We start from the raw sequence: 16,771 nt of genomic DNA, 5'->3' as shown, positions 1-16,771 counted from the left end.
CCGCGGGTCGCTGGCGACCCATTCATTTTGGGCGGCTGATGCCGGCTGGGCGCGTTGCGCGCTACCGGGGCCGTTGGGTCTTTCAGGAGAGTGAAGTGGTGAATGTAGGGAAGCGGCGTCTGTGTAGTGTGGTGCGTGGCGTCGGCCGGGTCCTGTTGGCATTGCTGTGCCTTTGCATCGGCATCTGGGGCGGGTTCGCGCTGTGGTACCAGTTCCCCGGCAACGTGGTGGCCAAGGTGGTCGCGATCCTGGTGTGGTGCGTGCCCAGCATCTGGGCGATCCGTGCCGGCTTCGGGCCGGTGCGGCGCTGGCATTCACTGGCCGTGTTCGGCGTGCTGTTCGCGGTGATGTTGATCTGGTGGGCGACGATCACCCCGCAGCAGGACCGGGTCTGGGCCGATGACGTGGCGCAGCCGCTGCATGCCCGCATCGAGGGCGACCGCCTGATCATCGACAACGTGCGCAACTTCCATTGGCGCAGCGAAACCGACTACGACGTGCGCTGGGAAAAGCGTGAATACGATCTGTCGCAGGTACAGTCGGTGGACATGATCCTGTCCTACTGGATGGGGCCGGCCATTGCCCACACGCTGGTCTCATTCGGCTTTGCCGATGGCCGCCAGCTGGTGTTCTCGCTGGAGATCCGCAAGGAGCGGGGCGAGTCGTTCTCGGCGCTGGGTGGCTTCTTCCGTAAATTCGAATCGGTGCTGGTAGCCTCGGACGAGCGCGACATCGTGTTGACGCGCAGCAATGTGCGTGGCGAGGATGTCTATCTGTACCGCCTGCATGGGCTGAGCCCGGACAAGATGCGCGAGCTGCTGCGTTTCTATGTGGACCGCGCGCAGCAGCTGGAACAGGCGCCGCGTTTCTACAATACGCTGACCAGCAACTGCACCACGGTGGTGTTCGAGCTGATGCGCCGCATCCAGCCCAATCTGCCGCTGGACTACCGGCTGCTGGCATCGGGCTATCTGGCCGAATATGCCGAAGATGTGGGTGGCTTGACCCCCGGTGTGCCGCTGGCGCGCCTGCAACAAGCCGGACGTATCACGCTGCGTGCCCGTGAAGCGGGTGATGTGGCAGATTTCTCTTCCCGCATACGCGCAGGCGTGCCGGGCATTCCCGCCTCAGGAACGACCAGCCAATGAACCCCAACCCGCAGACATGGATACGCCGGCTGCTGCCGGTGGTCGCGGTAATGGCGCTGCTGCTGTCCAGCGGCTGCGCCATGGTGAAGATGAAAGCGGTGAGCAACACCGACTATGTGATGCTCAAGCGCGGCGACGTCCTGAGCACGGGCAAGCTCAGTGCCTTGTCGCAGGAATCGTTATCGGTGATTGGCCTGACCGAGAGCGACTGCAGCAAGGACATGCCGGCTTGCCGGCAGACGGTGGCGGACAATGACGGCCTGCAGTCCGAGCAGCGGCTGTCCACACTGGCCGAGCTGTGGATGCAGCAGGCACTGGCGCTCACTCCCAAGGCCAAGGGCAACGAGCCCGTCGAGTTGCCGCCAGCTGCGTTGAATGCCTGGCTGGAAACCGCGCGCTATTCCTACCTCTACCTGTTCTTCAGCGGCCGCAGCCCAGCCCAGCGTGCTCTGGAAGACCGGCTTACCCAGGTGCGGGACTACTACAACTACGCCACCGAGCAGGCCGCATCGGTGGTATTCCAGCGCACCCGTGCGCGTGCGCTGGAGGGCGAGGACATCAACCGGCCGGTGCAGGTGGACGATTGGACCATCCGCGCGAAGTTTGACGAGCTCAAGCTGCAGGGCGTGCCCAAGCAGCTGGTGGCGGCATCCTCGGTGAGCTTTGCCGGCCTGCGCAGTTCCTACCGCCGCGATGGTTTCGGCGCCGAGCTGGTGGCGATGATGGAAGCACCGGCGCTGGCGCAGGCGATTGAAGTGGAAGAGCGCAAGCAGGATCTGCCCGTCTACAGCGAGATGCCGGCCATCAACGTGACCGCGGTGCTGAACTTCAGCGGCAATACGCTGGAAGAAGTGCTGGCAACACGCGATGTGCAGCTGGAAGCCTATTCGCCGGACCAGTCCAGCATCCAGATGCGTGGCCAGGAAGTACCGCTGGCCGCCAACTTCACCGCTGCCTACGGGCTGTGGCTTGCCCAGTCCGGTTTTGCCACCGAATCACTGCGCACCTTGTTTGGCCGTGGCGAAGGCATCCGCGAGCCGCATATCTACCTGATGCAGCCCTACGATCCGAACAAACGCATCATCTTCATGCTGCATGGCCTGGCCAGCAGCCCGGAAGCCTGGGTGAACCTGGCCAACGAGATCATGGGCGATGAGGAAATGCGCGAGCATTATCAGGTGTGGTCGGTCTATTACCCGACCAACGCGCCGATCGCCTTGAACCGCTACACCATCAGCAAGGCCTTCAACGGCACGCTGCGTCACTTCGACCCGAGCGGAACCGCGTCGGCGTCGCATGACATGGTGTTCATCGGCCACAGCATGGGCGGCGTGATCGCACGGTTGATGCTCAGCGACTCGGGCGATGTGCTGTGGGAAAACACCCGCAAGCGCTACAACCTGCAGGGCGAACGGCTGGCACGGGTAGAGGCCAAGCTCGGGCCGGTGCTGCATTTCGCCCCGCAGCCGAACGTGGAGCGGGCGATTTTCCTGGCCTCGCCGCACAAGGGCACCGATGCCGCCGGCAACCGGCTGGGCCGCTTGATCGGCCGGCTGGTGCGCCTGCCGCTGACCATCCTGGGCGCCTTTGGCGATGCCTTCATGGCCTTGCAGGATCCGGGCGAAACCGATGGCAAGAAGCCCAAGGAACCGGTCATCACCAACAGCATCGAGAACCTCAAGGCCAGTGATCCCTTCATCGAGGCGTCTTCGGCGTTGCCGATCCAGCCGGGCCTGAAGTACCACTCCATCATCGCCAAGCGCAAAGCCGATGTGCCTACGCCCGAGTCCGACGATGGGCTGGTGCCGTACTGGAGTGCGCATCTGGACGGTGCGCTCTCGGAGAAGGTGATCGTGTCCGGCCACAGCGTGCAGGAAACGCCGGAAGCGGTGCTGGAAGTACGCCGCATCCTGCGCCAGGACCTGCTGGAAGTGGACGGCGTGGATAGCGCGCACTGAGCCAATGCCGGGCTGCAATGCGCAGCCCGTGTGCCATTGAGCGGGATCGCGCAACGGCGTGATCCCGCACACTCAGCCGATGCGGCGGCTGACCTGGGTTGCCAGCGCTGCCAACAGCAGCGTCACCACGAAGCACAGCAGGTAGCCGGTGGTTTCATTGCCGCCCACCATCGCGGCGAACAGCGAGCCGGAGATCGCCAGCGTCGAGGCCACTGCGACACCTTCGCTCAACTGCAGGGCGGAACTGTTGCTGCCCTGTTCGTGTGGCGCCGACAAGGACAGCGTCAACACCGACAGGCTGGGATAGATCAGACCCATGCCCAGCCCGGTCAGCGACCAACCCGCCAAGGCCACTGCCAGCGGAACGCTGGGGTAGAGGGTAAGCACGCTGATCAGCAGGCCGGCCAACATCAGCCAGGTTCCGGTCTGCAGCATGCGCAGGCGGCTCCAGCCGAAGTGCTGATGGCCTTGCAGCCACGAGCCGGAGAACCAGCCCAGTGCGCCCAGGCTGAGTGCGGCACCGGCCCACAGCGGCGACAGGTCGCGCTCACGCTGCAGCAGCAATGGCAGGAAGGCCTCACAGCCGAAGAATGCCGAGGCGGCGATACCGCGCAGCGCGATGACGCTGGGCAAACCGGGGCGCAACAACAAGGTGCCGGGCGGCAGCAGCTTGCGGCTGCAGAACAACAGCGCCAGCAAGGCCGCTGTCATTGCCAACAATGCCGGCGCACCCTGCAGTTGTCCGCCTACGTACAGCAGCAGCGCGGCCAACGCGGCACCGACTGCCCAGCGCACCACGGGCGCCTGCGCGACGTCGCGGCGGATGCTGTTGTGGGTGCTGCGCAGCGCCGGCAACAGCAGCCAGGCAGCAGGCAGGGCCAGCACCGGCACGCTGAGAAAGACCCAACGCCAACTCGCATGCTGCACGATCAAGCCGCTCAGGCCGGGGCCGATCAGCGAGGGCACCACCCAGCCGGCCGAGAATGCGGCAAATACCTTGGGCCGCAACACCTCCGGGTAGGTGCGCGCCACCAGCACGTACAGCGATACCGAGATGGCACCGATGCCAATGCCCTGCAACAGGCGGCCGACGATCAGCACGTCCATGCGCGGCGCCAGGCCGGCCAGCACCAGCCCGATCAGGAAGCTGCCCATTCCCAGCCACAAGGGTTTTGCCGGGCCTTGCTGGTCGCACAGGCGGCCGGCCAGCGTCATGCCGATCACGCTGGTGGCCAGGGCACCCCCAAACGCCAATGCGTACAGGCGCAGGCCGTCCAATGCCTGTGCCACGCTGGGCATTGCCGCAGCCACGGCCAGGGCTTCGAAGGCGATCAGCGAGATCAACGCGACCATGCCGATGGTGGTGGCGCGGTACTGCGGGGCGAGGATCGAGGTGGCGGCCTGATCTGCCGATGTAGTGCTGCTGGATGAACTCATGATGCGGATTTGCTGCTTGAGTTGCTGTCGGGGGGCGTGCAGCATCACACCTCAACCATGGTTGAGGTCAACTGATGTCCACGCGGGAACTGAGTGTAGGGGAAGTGGCCCAGCGCAGCGGAATTGCGATATCGGCGCTGCACTTCTACGAGCGCAAGGGGCTGATCCAGAGCCAGCGCACGGCGGGCAACCAGCGTCGCTTCCAGAGTGACGTGCTGCGTCGCCTGGCGGTGATCCAGGCTGCGCAGCGGGTTGGCATGCCCTTGCAGGCGGTGGCGCGGCGGCTGGCGGAACTGCCGGAAGGGCGTGCGCCGAGCAAGGCTGAGTGGGCCAGGATGTCCGCGCGTTGGCGCAAGGAGCTGGATGCGCACATCAAGGTGCTGCAGTTCATGCGTGACCAGCTCAGCGATTGCATCGGCTGCGGCTGTCTGTCACTCAAGCGCTGCGGCCTGCTGAATCCGCAGGATGTGCTCGGTGAGCAAGGCGAAGGCCCACAACGGGTGGGCTAGGCCGGCAAGCTGCTGGGCATCCGGCGGACACACCAGCAGCGTTTTCGGTCGGGGCCAGTTTGCCTGGCCCGGATGAATCAGATTTCTGCTTCGATCAGCGGCATGGCCATGCGCGAGCGGGTCAGCGCCATGCCCAGGTTGGCGGTGCGGCGGCAGACGAAGACCATCACGTAATCCGGGTAGCGCTTGCCGCGCATGAAGATGTGGATCAGGTTTTCACTGTTGACGATGATTTCCTGGAAGTAATGCGCGCCTTCCTGATCTTCCAGGCCGCGTGCGCGGCGGAACATCTGCTCGATGCTGCGGATGTTCGGGCCTTGGTACAGATCGGCGGTGGCGGCAGCCACCAGGTCCAGCACTTCACGCGGATGCGAATCAATGGTGCGCACCGACAGCAGCATGCCGGAGCTGATGTCGACGTAGCCGGCGGCCACGCATTCGGGAATGGAGGCGACGGATTGTTGCAGGGTGCTGTCCAGGGACATGGGGGATCCTTGCGGAAGGGGGAGGAAAAGGAAAAGCGATGCCCGCAGGCCGCGTTGCGGCCCGGCATCAGCACAAGGGGGTCAATCGCAGGCGCGGATCAGCAGGTTTTCTTCCAGCGCATGCAGCAGGTCTTCCTGCTCCTGCGACTGCACGAAACCCGGGTCCAGGGTGCGCAGGCGACGCAGCGCCTCATCGGCGGTCAACCCTTCGCGGATCAACCAGGCGGCCAGCACCAGGCCGGTGCGGCCAAGCCCGGCCAGGCAATGCACGGCAACCACTTCGCCTTCGCGCAGCATCACCTCGATCTTGGCCAGCAGTAGCTTGGCCCATAGCAGCGGCGGTGCGCCGCGGTCGACGATGCCCAGGTGATAGCTGCGCAGGCCGTAGGGCGCCAACCGCTCGGCCGGCATCTCGCGCTCGGTCAGGTTGACCAGCACGGTGACGCCCATGCCGCGCAGCAGGGCCAGATCGTGCTCGATGGCGAATACAACGCCGGGCATCGGGCAACCGGCGAGCTTGCCCGGCACCAGCCAATGGAAACCGTTGGGGCCGCGCCGTGACGGCGTGGTGGACAGGCGTACCGGTGCCGGCAGCGGGCGCGGTGCAGCTGCTTCTGCCGCATGCATGGCGCGCAGGCCTGCGCTATTGGCAATGAGCGCTGCAGGCTTGGGCGCGGGGACGACGACGCCTTCGGCCAGTTCTTCGGCACGCGCATCCGGCGCCGGTACGTGGCAGCTGCCGGTGCGCAGGAACTGCGCCAGCACCGGGTGCTGCATGCTGTTGGCAAAGAAGGCGTCCACCGGCGCATCGACCTGCACGCGGCCGCCTGCCAGCAGGATCACCCGCGATGCGAGACGACGCGCCTGACCTTGGTGGTGCAGGCTGACCACGCAGGTGTGCTCGGCAGCCAGACGCTCGATCAGTTTGAGCACGGCTTCGGCGTCGGCCGGTTCCAGTTCACTGGTCGGCTCATCGATCAACAGCAGCGCGCTGCCACTGAAGGCCGCGCGCAGGATGGCGACTTGCCGGGCCAGCCCGCGTGGCAGATCGATCACCCGCTGTTGCAGACGCGCGGCAATTGCCGTCGCTCCCAATGCCTGCAGCCGTGCGTCGACTTCTTCGCGCAGTGCCTGTGGCTTGTTGCCCGCGTGTGGACGCAGTGCAGCGCTGAGGTTTTCCAGCACGCTGAAACCCAGCTCGCGTGCGTGTTGTTGCACCAGCACCGGTGGCTGGGTTGCGTTAGCCAGTGGCTCGCCCTGGAACAGCAATGTGCCCCAGCGCTCGCCGTGTGCGGCGACGTGGCCGGACAGGGCCTGCAGCAATGACGACTTGCCGGTACCGCCTGGGCCCATCAGCACCACGATGCCGGGACCGTTGATGCTCAGATCGATGGAAGCCAGCACCGTGCGATGGCCACGGCTCATGCCCCAGCCTTGCAGCTGCAGCAACGGAGAGGAGGAGTTGTGGACGGGCAAGGACATCACTTTGTCCGACGCAAGCCACATTTCTGGGACGGGCGCGGAATTGGAAAGGCCGCCAGTATCGGTTGCATCACTTACATGTCAATTTGACTTTGCGATGTGCATGGACACAGCACAGCAACACCGCAGGCTGCAATGTGAGGTTGACTGCACGGTCATATCGAGTTGATTGGGAAAGGAAATGCGCGCTTTATTGCGGGTGTTTCCGCAGGCAAATGCAGCGTTGAAACAACAAACAGGACGATGCTTATTGTTTCAGCGTGATTCAGAAATTCCGCTCGAAACGCACGTTTCCCGCACCTGCGTCTGCACTGACCTGCAGATCCACGCGCAGCTGATCGCGTGGATGTGCATCGAGCACGCCGATCAGATCGGTATAAGGACCGGTACGTACCGCACGCAAGTCAATCTGCTGACGCTTGCCGGAAAGATCGGTGGCGGTCGCTTGCACCTTGCCATCGGCCGGCAGCTCCTCGCCTTGTGCAAGGTGTCGTAGTGCGATCACCAGCAGTGCGCGGTTGGCTTCACGCTGCACCTGGTAGCTGCGCGCCACGGCGTCATTCATCGCCAGCGTTGGTAGCAGGTTGTAGTGCACGCGCAGATTGCCGAGGTCGGCGTGGCTGGGCTGCGATTGTTGGATCACCGCCGCTTGCGGTGCTTGTTGTGCGGAGCAGGCGGCGAGGGTGAGTAGGAGGGCGGAGGACAGCATTAGGGCGAACCGGTGCATGGTGTTGGTGTCCTTGGGCTGTGTTGGTGGCTGCGTTCCAAGTGCAAAAGAGCTGCAAGGCTGCGCCTTGTCCCTCTCCCCAACCCCTCTCCCTTTGTGGGAGAGGGGCTTGGCGATACGTGCGATTGAAAGAATCCTTGTTGCTCAATCGTTCGCTGCAGATAGCTCCTTGCCACGCTTGGCCGCCGCATCGATGGCTTTCGCTGTCAGCGCTTCAAAGCCACCGGCCTGGAAGGTTTCGATGGCCGCCTGCGTTGTGCCGCCCGGGGAGGTCACGCGGCGGCGCAGTTCGGCCGGCGCTTCGCCGGCTTCGGTCAGCATGCGGGCGGCGCCTAGTACGGTGTCCAGCACCAGCGTGCGTGCGGCCTCGGCTGGCAAACCTTGTTCCAGTGCTGCTGCTTCCATCGCTTCGGCCAGCAGGAATACATAGGCCGGGCCGCTGCCGGAGACCGCGGTCACCGCATCCATCAGGGCTTCGCTTTCGATCCACACCGTGCGGCCGGCGCTGGCCAGTACCTGCTCGGTCTGCGCGCGCTGCGCGGCGGACGCGCGAGGGTTGGCAAACAGGCCGGTGACGCCGGCACCGAGCAGGGCAGGGGTGTTGGGCATGGCGCGGACGATGGCCTGGTTGCCGCCCAGCCAGCGCTCCAACTGCGCGGCGGTGATGCCGGCAGCGATCGAGGCGACCACCGGCTGCCTGGCGGCAGCAATGCTGGCCAGCGCCTCGCAGACGGTTCGCATCACCTGCGGCTTGACCGCCATCAGCCACAGCCCGGCATGGCCGGCGGCGGCTTCGGCCGCGTTGTAGGTATGCACGCCGAAGTCCTGCGCCAGCGCGTCACGCAGGGCAGCGACCGGCTCGGCCACATGGATGCGGCTGGCGGCCATGCCGCGCCGCAGCAGGCCGGCGATCAGGCTGCGGGCCATGTTGCCGCCGCCGATGAAGGCGACATCAGTGTCGGGGAGCTGGGTGTCGGGAAGCTCTGCGTGCTGGTTGCTGGTCATCAATCCAATCTCGGTGCGATCAAGGGGAAGGGCGCTGGCCGAACAGCGCGGTGCCGACTCTGACCATGGTCGAGCCGGCGGCGATGGCCTCGGCGAAGTCACTGCTCATGCCCATCGAAAGTGTATCGACCTGCGGGTAGTCCGCGGCCAGGCCGGTAAACAGCACCTGCATCCGCGCGAACGCGGCCTGGCGCTTGCTCGCTTCCGGGAACGGTGCGGGGATTGCCATCAGCCCGCGCAGGCACAGCCGCGGCTCGTTGGCGATGGCCCCGGCCAGCCCGGCAATCTGCCCGGGGGAACAGCCGTGCTTGCTGTCCTCGTCATCGATGTTGACCTGGATCAGCACGTTGAGGGGGGGCAAAGCGGCCGGGCGGTGGCGGGCCAGGGCGCCGACCAGCTTGGCCCGGTCCACCGTCTGCACCCAGTCGAAGACCTGTGCGGCCAGTTCGGCCTTGTTGGACTGCAGGTGGCCGATCAGATGCCATTGAAGCCCCAATGCGGCCAGTTCGCCGATCTTGGCCGCAGCTTCCTGCACATAGTTTTCACCGAAGGCGCGCTGTCCTTGCCCGGCAAGGGTGGCCACCGCGGTGGCCGGCTGCAGCTTGGAAACGGCCAGCAGGCGGACCGGGTGGGAGGGGCCGGAAGCCGCCTCGATCTGCTGCCGGAGGGTGGCCAAAGACACGGTTTGCAAAGCATCAACCTCTTACGTGGGAAGGCTATACTGCCCGCCAGGGGAAACACCTTACAGATACTCGCAACGCAGGGGACAGAGCGCGTATGGATATCGCTGAACTATTGGCGTTCTCGGTCAAGAACAAGGCCTCGGACTTACACCTTTCCGCCGGCCTGCCGCCGATGATCCGCGTGGACGGTGACGTCCGCCGCATCAATATCCCGGCGCTGGACCACAAACAAGTGCATGCGCTGGTGTACGACATCATGTCGGACAAGCAGCGTCGTGACTACGAAGAGTTCCTCGAGGTCGATTTCTCGTTCGAGATTCCCTCGCTGGCGCGCTTCCGTGTCAATGCGTTCAACCAGAACCGCGGCGCCGGTGCGGTGTTCCGTACCATTCCCTCGGAAGTGCTGACGCTGGAAGACCTGGCGTGCCCGCCGATCTTCCGTGAGCTGATCGAGCAGCCGCAGGGTCTGATCCTGGTCACCGGCCCGACCGGTTCGGGCAAGTCGACCACGCTGGCGGCGATGATCGACCACATCAACAAGAACGAATACGGTCACATCCTCACCGTCGAGGACCCGATCGAATTCGTGCACACCTCGCAGAAGTGCCTGATCAACCAGCGCGAAGTGCACCGCGATACGCACGGCTTCAACGAAGCATTGCGTTCGGCATTGCGTGAAGACCCGGACATCATCCTGGTCGGCGAATTGCGTGACCTGGAAACCATCCGCCTGGCACTGACCGCGGCCGAAACCGGCCACTTGGTGTTCGGCACGCTGCACACCAGCTCGGCCGCCAAGACCATCGACCGTATCGTCGACGTGTTCCCGGCCGGTGAAAAGCCGATGGTGCGCTCGATGCTGTCCGAGTCGCTGCGCGCGGTCATCTCGCAGGCGCTGCTCAAGCGCGTGGGCGGCGGCCGTATTGCCTCGCATGAAATCATGGTGGCCACGCCGGCCATCCGTAACCTGATCCGCGAAGACAAGGTGGCGCAGATGTACTCGGCCATCCAGACCGGCCAGCAGGTGGGCATGCAGACCCTGGATCAGAATCTGCAGGATCTGGTCAAGCGCAGCCTGATCACGCGCAACCAGGCCAAGGAATACGCCAAGGACAAGCGTCTGTTCGAGTAATGCCGGCCATGCCGGCACAGCTTATTCGAGATTGGATATTGGCCAAGGCGGGATATCGGCAGGAACGGAGCGCAAGCCCCGTTCCTGAGCCCCGGATCCCGGCTCCTACAGGGAACTTCCCATGAGTACTATCGACTTCACCTCGTTCCTCAAGCTGATGGCGCACCAGAAGGCGTCGGATCTTTTCATCACCGCCGGCATGCCGCCGTCGATGAAGGTCAACGGCAAGCTGTCGCCGATCACCCAGACACCGCTGACGGCGCAGCAGAGCCGCGACATGGTGCTCAACGTGATGACGCCGGCGCAGCGCGAAGAGTTCGAAAAAACCCACGAATGCAACTTCGCCATCGGCGTGTCCGGCGTGGGCCGCTTCCGTGTGAGCTGCTTCTACCAGCGCAACCAGGTGGGCATGGTGCTGCGTCGTATCGAGACGCGCATTCCCACCGTCGAAGAGCTGAGCCTGCCGCCGGTGATCAAGACGCTGGCCATGACCAAGCGCGGCATCATCCTGTTTGTCGGTGCCACCGGTACCGGTAAGTCGACCTCGCTGGCGGCGATGATCGGCTACCGCAACCAGAACTCCACCGGCCACATCATCACCATCGAAGACCCGATCGAATTCGTGCACAAGCATGAAGGCTGCATCATCACCCAGCGTGAAGTGGGGATCGATACCGACAGCTGGGAAGCGGCGCTGAAGAACACCCTGCGGCAGGCGCCGGACGTGATCATGATCGGCGAAATCCGTACCCGCGAAGGCATGGACCATGCCGTCGCGTTCGCCGAAACCGGCCACCTGGTGCTGGCAACGCTGCACGCCAACAACGCCAACCAGGCGATGGACCGCATCATCAACTTCTTCCCGGAAGACCGCCGCAACCAGTTGCTGATGGACTTGTCGTTGAACCTGAAGGGCGTGGTCGCACAGCAGCTGGTGCCCAGCCCGGACGGCAAGAGCCGCCGTGTGGCGATGGAAATCCTGCTGGGCACACCGCTGGTGCAGGACTACATCCGCGACGGCGAAGTGCACAAGCTCAAGGAAGTGATGAAGGACTCGGTGCAGCTGGGCATGAAGACCTTCGACCAGAGCCTGTTCGAGCTGTACCAGGCCGGCGAGATCAGCTACGACGACGCCTTGCGTTACGCCGATTCGCAGAACGAAGTGCGCCTGCGCATCAAGCTGTCGCAGGGCGGCGACGCCAAGACCTTGTCGCAGGGCCTGGACGGCGTGGAGATTGCCGAGGTTCGCTGATTCTGGCGGACGTGCCGGTTTGAAGAGCCGCTCCCTTTGGGGGCGGCTTTTTTGTTGGGGTTGCGGGGGAGATCAAGATCAAGATCAACGGCACCCCTCCCGAACCCTCCCCTTCGCCATGCGAAAGGGAGGGGCCAGAGCAGAGCCAAAGCCAAAGCCGGCGCCGCTCTTCCCCCCTCCCTTTCGCGCAGCGAAGGGGAGGGCCGGGGAGGGGTGCAGTTGCCGTTGCTCCAGCTCTCGCCCCGCCTCAAACCTCAAACTACAAGACCCCTAACGCCCCATCCAGGCCGGCCCAATCGCCGCAATCCGCACCATCACCGGGCAGTCCTCCCGGTGCGCGCCCGGCAGGTATCCCAGGCTCATCAGGAATTCGCCGGTGATCTCGCCACCGGTGAAACGAAAGGTCTTCTTGAACAACTTCACCCACTCCGCCTTGGTCAGCGGATGGTGCGCATCCAGCCATTGAGCAAAGCCACCGTGCGACGCACGCAGGCCCTGGATCACCTGCGCGTTATGGATCGCGGCCAGCACCTTGAGACGGTTGCGGATGATGCTGGCGTCGGCCATCAGGCGGGCGATATCGGCGTCGCCGTAGGCGGCCACCGCATCCACGTCAAACCCGCTGTACGCAGTGCGGAAACCTTCGCGCTTGCGCAGGATGGTTTCCCAGCTCAAACCGGCCTGGTTGATCTCCAGCAGCAGGCGCTCGAAGAGCTCGTGTTCGTCCCGCTGCGGGAAGCCATACTCGTTCTCGTGGTAGGGCCCATGCACGGGGTGGCCCGGGGCGATATCACAGTAGTAGCTCATGGGCATCTCCGCGTTAAGGGAACCCGGATTATCACCGCTACGAAGCGTCCGGCGGCCGCAGCCGGTAGAATGCGCACATGTCTGCGTTGTCGCCACCTCTATCCAATCACCTGCTGGTGGCGCTGCCATCGCTGGTCGACCCACTGTTCGCCCGTAGCGTGGCGTTGATCTGCCAGCACGATGACAACGGCGCGATGGGCGTCGTCGTCAACCAGGCTTCCGATTTCACCTTGGGCGACGTGTTCGCGCAGATGGAAATCGATACCGACGATGGCGACCTGCGCGCCGTGCCGGTGCTCAATGGCGGCCCGGTCAACACCGAGCGCGGTTTCGTCATCCATGACGATGCCCGCGCATGGGATTCCAGCCTGAAAGTGGCCGACGGCCTGTACCTGACCACCTCCCGCGACATTCTCGAAGCCATGGCCCGTGGCGAAGGCCCTCGCAATGCGCTGGTCACTCTCGGCTGTGCCGGCTGGAGCCAGGGGCAGCTGGAACAGGAACTGGCCGACAACAGCTGGCTGACCGTGCCGGCCGATGCCGCCGTATTGTTCGAAACCCCTTTGGACGAGCGCTGGCAGCTTGCCGGCTCGCGGATTGGTGTGGATCTGTTCCTGGTCACCGGGTACAGCGGCCGTGCCTGAGCCCAGCGCACTTTCCACCAGCAGCACGGTACTCGGCTTCGACGTTGGCTCACGCCGCATCGGCGTTGCCATCGGCAGTTCGCTGGGCGTGGGCGCACGCGCCCTTGCTGTGATCGATGTACATGCCAATGGCCCGGACTGGGCTGCGCTGGATCGCCTGCACAAGGAATGGCGGCCGCAGGGCATGATCGTCGGCGATCCGCTCACCCTGGAAGGCGACGACCAGCCCAACCGAAAGCGCGCGCATGCCTTTGCCAGGCAGCTGCAGCAGCGCTACAAGGTGCCGGTATTGCTGGTGGATGAGCGTTCCAGCTCGGTCGAGGCCGCGCAGCGCTTTGCCGTGGAGCGTGCCGAAGGCCGCAAGCGCCGCCGCGATGCCGCCAATCTCGATGCCGTGGCTGCCGCCGTCATCATCGAGCGCTGGTTGTCCGCGCCACACGAAGCCACCCCTATTTCCTGACTGTCGAAGACCCCGCCATGACCGCTTCGCAACTTGATGCCCAAGGACGCCTGCGCCACCTGCTGACCCTGGATGGGTTGCCCCGCGAAACCCTGCTGCAACTGCTCGACCGCGCCGGTCAGATCCGCGATGCCGCCGTTGGCCGCATCAACAACAAGCGCGCGGTGCTGGCGGGCACGGCGGTATGCACGCTGTTCTTCGAACCTTCCACCCGCACCCGCAGCTCGTTCCAGCTGGCGGCGCAGCGGCTGGGCGCCGATGTACTGAATTTCGATGCATCCACCTCCTCCGCGCGCAAGGGCGAAACCGCCTGCGACACGCTGAAGAACCTTGAGGCGATGGGCGTGCGTGGTTTCATCGTGCGCCACCCGGACGATGGTGCCGTGGCGGAACTGGCCGGCGCCGCTGGCGAGGGCACCGCGCTGATCAATGCCGGCGATGGCCGCAGCGCCCATCCCACCCAGGGCCTGCTCGACATGCTGACCCTGCGTCAGGCCAAGGGCAGCGATTTTTCCAAGCTCAAAGTGGTGATCGTGGGCGACGTGAAGCACTCGCGTGTGGCCCGTACCGATCTGCAGGCGATGCGCACGCTGGGCGTGGGCGAGATCCGCGTATGCGGCCCGCAATCGCTGCTGCCGGACGATGAAACCCTGAAGGGCTGCGTGGTCGGGCAGGATTTCGACGCGATGCTGGAAGGTGTTGATGCGCTGATGATGCTGCGTCTGCAGCGCGAGCGCATGGAAGAAGGGCTGGTGCCTTCGTTGGAGCAGTACCACGCCCAGTACGGCCTCAATGGCGAGCGCCTGCAGCGTGCGGCCAAGGACGCAGCGGTGCTGCACCCGGGCCCGATAAACCGCGGCGTGGAAGTGACCGACGAAGTGGCCGATGGCCCACAGTCCTGGGTATTGCGCCAGGTTGCCAACGGCGTTGCCGTACGCATGGCCGTGCTGGAAACCCTGTTGGGTTGAGTTGACGTTGCCTGTCTCCCTCTCTTGCGCCGAAGGCGTAGGGGAGGGCTGGGGAGGGGTTGGCTGTTGGGCCTTTCCAAGAGTGCCAGCTTCGCGGCTTACGCCGCTCCTACATGACGGTCGGTATTGCTGGTGGAGCCCCTGCCGAGCATGGCTCGGCACTACCGGGCGGATGCTGTTCGCCTGTGACGTGCGGTTAGCCGCGCGGTGCCATTGCCAGAATGGCCAGCTGCTGCTGGGCTTCTTCATTGCCGGCGGCGGCTGCGGCCTGCATCTGGGCAAGGTCGGGGTGTTGTACGACCAGCAGCGGGTACTCGCATTCGGGGCAGGCGTATTCGGTCTGCTCATCGTGCAGTTCCATTTCCATCTGCCGGGAGTTGCCCTTCCATTCGCAGGCGGGGCAGTTGTGCACGTCCTCGCGCCAGCCGGACTGGTAGTAATCGTTGACGGTGATGGTCATGGCAGGGCCTGAAACAAGAGCGGGGAAGTGTAGCCCGGGTAAGCGTGAGCGCACCCGGGAGTTCTTCGCGTAAAGCCCCGGCTGCGCTGACGCTTACCGGGCTGCGGTTGTAGCGGCCGCAATCAGTGCAGCAGCACCAGTGTGGCCAGGCCGAGGAAGGTGAAAAAGCCCATCGAGTCGGTCACGGCGGTCAGGAAGATGCCGCTGGCCAGGGCCGGGTCGAAACCCAGCCGCTTCAGCGTCAATGGCACCAGTACGCCAGCCGATGCGGCAAACAACAGGTTGAAGGTCAGCGCGACGCCGATCACCAGCGACAGCCCCGGCATATGGAACCAGGCCAGCACGATCAGGCCCAGCACCGTGCCCAGCACGATGCCGTTGAGCAGGGCTACGCGCAGCTCCTTCCACAGCAGGGTGCGGGCATTGGAGGCACCCACCTGGCCCAGTGCCAGGCCGCGGATCATCAGCGCCAGCACCTGGGTGCCGGCGTTGCCGCCAAGACCGGCGACGATCGGCATCAGCACCGCCAGCGCCACCAGCTTGTCGATGGTGCCTTCGAAGTGGCCAACCACGCTGGAGGCGAGGAAGGCCGTGCACAGATTGACCGACAGCCACATCAGGCGCCGCCGCATGGCGCGCCAGACCGGGCTGAACAGGTCCTCGTCCTCGTCCAGGCCGGCCGCGCCCAGGGCCTGGTGTTCGGCCTGGCCACGGATGATGTCGACCACGTCATCGATGGTGATGCGGCCGATCAGGATGTTGTTGTCATCCACCACCGGTGCCGAGACCCAGTCATGATCGGAGAACTGGCGGGCCACTTCGTCGGCGCTTTCGCCCACGTCGATGGCCGGCTGTTCGTCGTCGATCAGGCGGTTGATCGGGGTGGTGTCTTCATGGGTGACCAGCGAGGCCAGCGACAGACGGCCCAGGTACTGGTGACGGCGGCTGACCACGAACAGGTGATCGGTGTGGTCGGGCAGTTCGCCGCGCAGGCGCAGATAGCGCAGCACCACATCGACATTGACGTCGGCGCGCACGGTGACCACATCCGGGTTCATCAAGCGGCCGGCGGTGTCTTCCGGGTAGGACAGCACCTGCTCCAGCCGCTCGCGGTTCTCGCGGTCCATCGACTTGAGCACTTCGTCGATGACGGTGTCGGGCAGGTCCTCGACCAGATCGGCAAGATCGTCGATGTCCAGGTCTTCGACCGCGGCGATGATCTCGTCCGCGTCCATGTCCGCCAGCAGGCTTTCGCGCACGTCTTCGCCGACGTGCACCAGCACCTCGCCGTCGTCCTCGGCATCCACCAGCCCCCACACCACTTCACGCTTGCCCGGCGGCAACGACTCCAGCAGGTTGCCGATCTCGGCCGGCGAGAGCGTGTTGACCAGGCGGCGCACCGGCCCCAGGCGGCCGCTGTCCAATGCATCGGAAAGCAGGCGCAGCTGGCGTGCGGTCTTGTCGTGGCGTACGGCTTCAGCCATGCGCAGCTCCCGGTATGGTGATGGCCGCAGTCCGTGGCGGGTGAGCGCCATCGGCGGTGTTTAGCCCGCCATTATCACGTGCGGCGCGCGGGCTTGCATATAACCGGCGCTGCCGGATTTTGTTGCCGGA

The 16,771-nt window shown here is 64.8% G+C and carries 17 protein-coding genes; 8 read left to right on the top strand and 9 right to left on the bottom strand.

Annotated elements, in window-relative coordinates; translation table 11 throughout:
- The first annotated feature begins 155 nt into the window (after nt 1-155).
- The gene (locus tag ABE493_RS14785) at nt 156-1,148 is read left to right on the top strand and encodes a DUF4105 domain-containing protein (RefSeq protein ID WP_430980793.1); all 993 of its coding nucleotides are present in this window, start codon (nt 156-158) and stop codon (nt 1,146-1,148) included.
- A complete protein-coding gene (locus ABE493_RS14780; RefSeq protein WP_346499665.1) occupies nt 1,145-3,106 on the top strand; it encodes an esterase/lipase family protein in 1,962 nt (653 codons plus the stop codon). Before ABE493_RS14785 ends, ABE493_RS14780 begins: the two co-directional genes overlap by 4 nt.
- Nucleotides 3,107-3,178: 72 nt before the next feature.
- Here the strand turns inward: ABE493_RS14780 and ABE493_RS14775 are convergent, their stop codons facing one another.
- Nucleotides 3,179-4,543, bottom strand: coding sequence for an MFS transporter (locus ABE493_RS14775; RefSeq protein ID WP_346499664.1), 1,365 nt, complete (start codon nt 4,541-4,543; stop codon nt 3,179-3,181).
- Between the two features lie 74 nt (nt 4,544-4,617).
- On the opposite strand from ABE493_RS14775, the gene soxR reads away from it, so the two are divergent.
- Nucleotides 4,618-5,052, top strand: a complete 435-nt coding sequence (gene soxR, locus ABE493_RS14770) for a redox-sensitive transcriptional activator SoxR (RefSeq protein ID WP_346499663.1) — start codon at nt 4,618-4,620, stop codon at nt 5,050-5,052.
- A gap of 77 nt (nt 5,053-5,129) precedes the next feature.
- On the opposite strand, the gene ABE493_RS14765 is transcribed toward soxR, so the two are convergent.
- From ABE493_RS14765 to ABE493_RS14745, 5 genes are all read right to left on the bottom strand, one after another.
- Nucleotides 5,130-5,537 (bottom strand): hypothetical protein, encoded by a 408-nt coding sequence (locus tag ABE493_RS14765; protein WP_346499662.1) that lies wholly within the window; start codon nt 5,535-5,537, stop codon nt 5,130-5,132.
- An 81-nt stretch (nt 5,538-5,618) separates the two neighbouring features.
- Complete coding sequence (locus ABE493_RS14760) at nt 5,619-7,019, bottom strand: ATP-binding cassette domain-containing protein (RefSeq protein WP_346499661.1); 1,401 nt, start codon at nt 7,017-7,019, stop codon at nt 5,619-5,621.
- A 265-nt stretch (nt 7,020-7,284) separates the two neighbouring features.
- On the bottom strand, nt 7,285-7,662 hold the full coding sequence (locus ABE493_RS14755) for a DUF4426 domain-containing protein (RefSeq protein ID WP_346499660.1): 378 nt from the start codon (nt 7,660-7,662) through the stop codon (nt 7,285-7,287).
- A gap of 228 nt (nt 7,663-7,890) precedes the next feature.
- Entirely contained in the window at nt 7,891-8,751 is an 861-nt protein-coding gene (gene proC, locus ABE493_RS14750; protein WP_346499659.1) for a pyrroline-5-carboxylate reductase, read from the bottom strand.
- Between the two features lie 19 nt (nt 8,752-8,770).
- The gene (locus ABE493_RS14745) at nt 8,771-9,433 is read right to left on the bottom strand and encodes a YggS family pyridoxal phosphate-dependent enzyme (protein ID WP_346499658.1); all 663 of its coding nucleotides are present in this window, start codon (nt 9,431-9,433) and stop codon (nt 8,771-8,773) included.
- A gap of 95 nt (nt 9,434-9,528) precedes the next feature.
- Here ABE493_RS14745 and ABE493_RS14740 point away from each other — a divergent pair, with 95 nt between their 5' ends.
- Entirely contained in the window at nt 9,529-10,566 is a 1,038-nt protein-coding gene (locus tag ABE493_RS14740) for a type IV pilus twitching motility protein PilT (protein ID WP_057628910.1), read from the top strand.
- 121 nt (nt 10,567-10,687) lie between these two features.
- Nucleotides 10,688-11,818 (top strand): PilT/PilU family type 4a pilus ATPase, encoded by a 1,131-nt coding sequence (locus tag ABE493_RS14735; RefSeq protein ID WP_346499657.1) that lies wholly within the window; start codon nt 10,688-10,690, stop codon nt 11,816-11,818.
- 270 nt (nt 11,819-12,088) lie between these two features.
- Here the strand turns inward: ABE493_RS14735 and ABE493_RS14730 are convergent, their stop codons facing one another.
- Complete coding sequence (locus ABE493_RS14730; RefSeq protein ID WP_346499656.1) at nt 12,089-12,625, bottom strand: DNA-3-methyladenine glycosylase I; 537 nt, start codon at nt 12,623-12,625, stop codon at nt 12,089-12,091.
- 77 nt (nt 12,626-12,702) lie between these two features.
- Between ABE493_RS14730 and ABE493_RS14725 the strand changes: the two genes are divergently transcribed.
- From ABE493_RS14725 to ABE493_RS14715, 3 genes are read left to right on the top strand one after another with little or no spacing between them, the layout of a single operon-like run.
- Nucleotides 12,703-13,269, top strand: a complete 567-nt coding sequence (locus tag ABE493_RS14725) for a YqgE/AlgH family protein (RefSeq protein WP_346499655.1) — start codon at nt 12,703-12,705, stop codon at nt 13,267-13,269.
- Nucleotides 13,262-13,729: a Holliday junction resolvase RuvX gene (ruvX, locus tag ABE493_RS14720; RefSeq protein WP_346499654.1), complete on the top strand. Its 468-nt coding sequence runs from the start codon at nt 13,262-13,264 to the stop codon at nt 13,727-13,729. The genes ABE493_RS14725 and ruvX overlap by 8 nt, the downstream gene beginning before the upstream one ends.
- 17 nt (nt 13,730-13,746) lie before the next feature.
- Nucleotides 13,747-14,697, top strand: a complete 951-nt coding sequence (locus tag ABE493_RS14715) for an aspartate carbamoyltransferase catalytic subunit (RefSeq protein ID WP_346499653.1) — start codon at nt 13,747-13,749, stop codon at nt 14,695-14,697.
- Nucleotides 14,698-14,893: 196 nt separating this feature from the next.
- Here ABE493_RS14715 and ABE493_RS14710 read toward each other — a convergent pair whose 3' ends face one another.
- Nucleotides 14,894-15,157, bottom strand: a complete 264-nt coding sequence (locus ABE493_RS14710) for a hypothetical protein (RefSeq protein ID WP_346499652.1) — start codon at nt 15,155-15,157, stop codon at nt 14,894-14,896.
- Between the two features lie 122 nt (nt 15,158-15,279).
- Entirely contained in the window at nt 15,280-16,641 is a 1,362-nt protein-coding gene (gene mgtE / locus ABE493_RS14705; RefSeq protein ID WP_346499651.1) for a magnesium transporter, read from the bottom strand.
- Nucleotides 16,642-16,771: the final 130 nt, after the last annotated feature.

It is taken from the genome of Stenotrophomonas terrae, assembly GCF_039674165.1.
Taxonomy (GTDB): Bacteria; Pseudomonadota; Gammaproteobacteria; order Xanthomonadales; family Xanthomonadaceae; genus Stenotrophomonas; species Stenotrophomonas terrae_A.
Note: the sequence above shows the minus strand (reverse complement) of the source record. Positions and strands in the feature narration are given on the sequence as shown.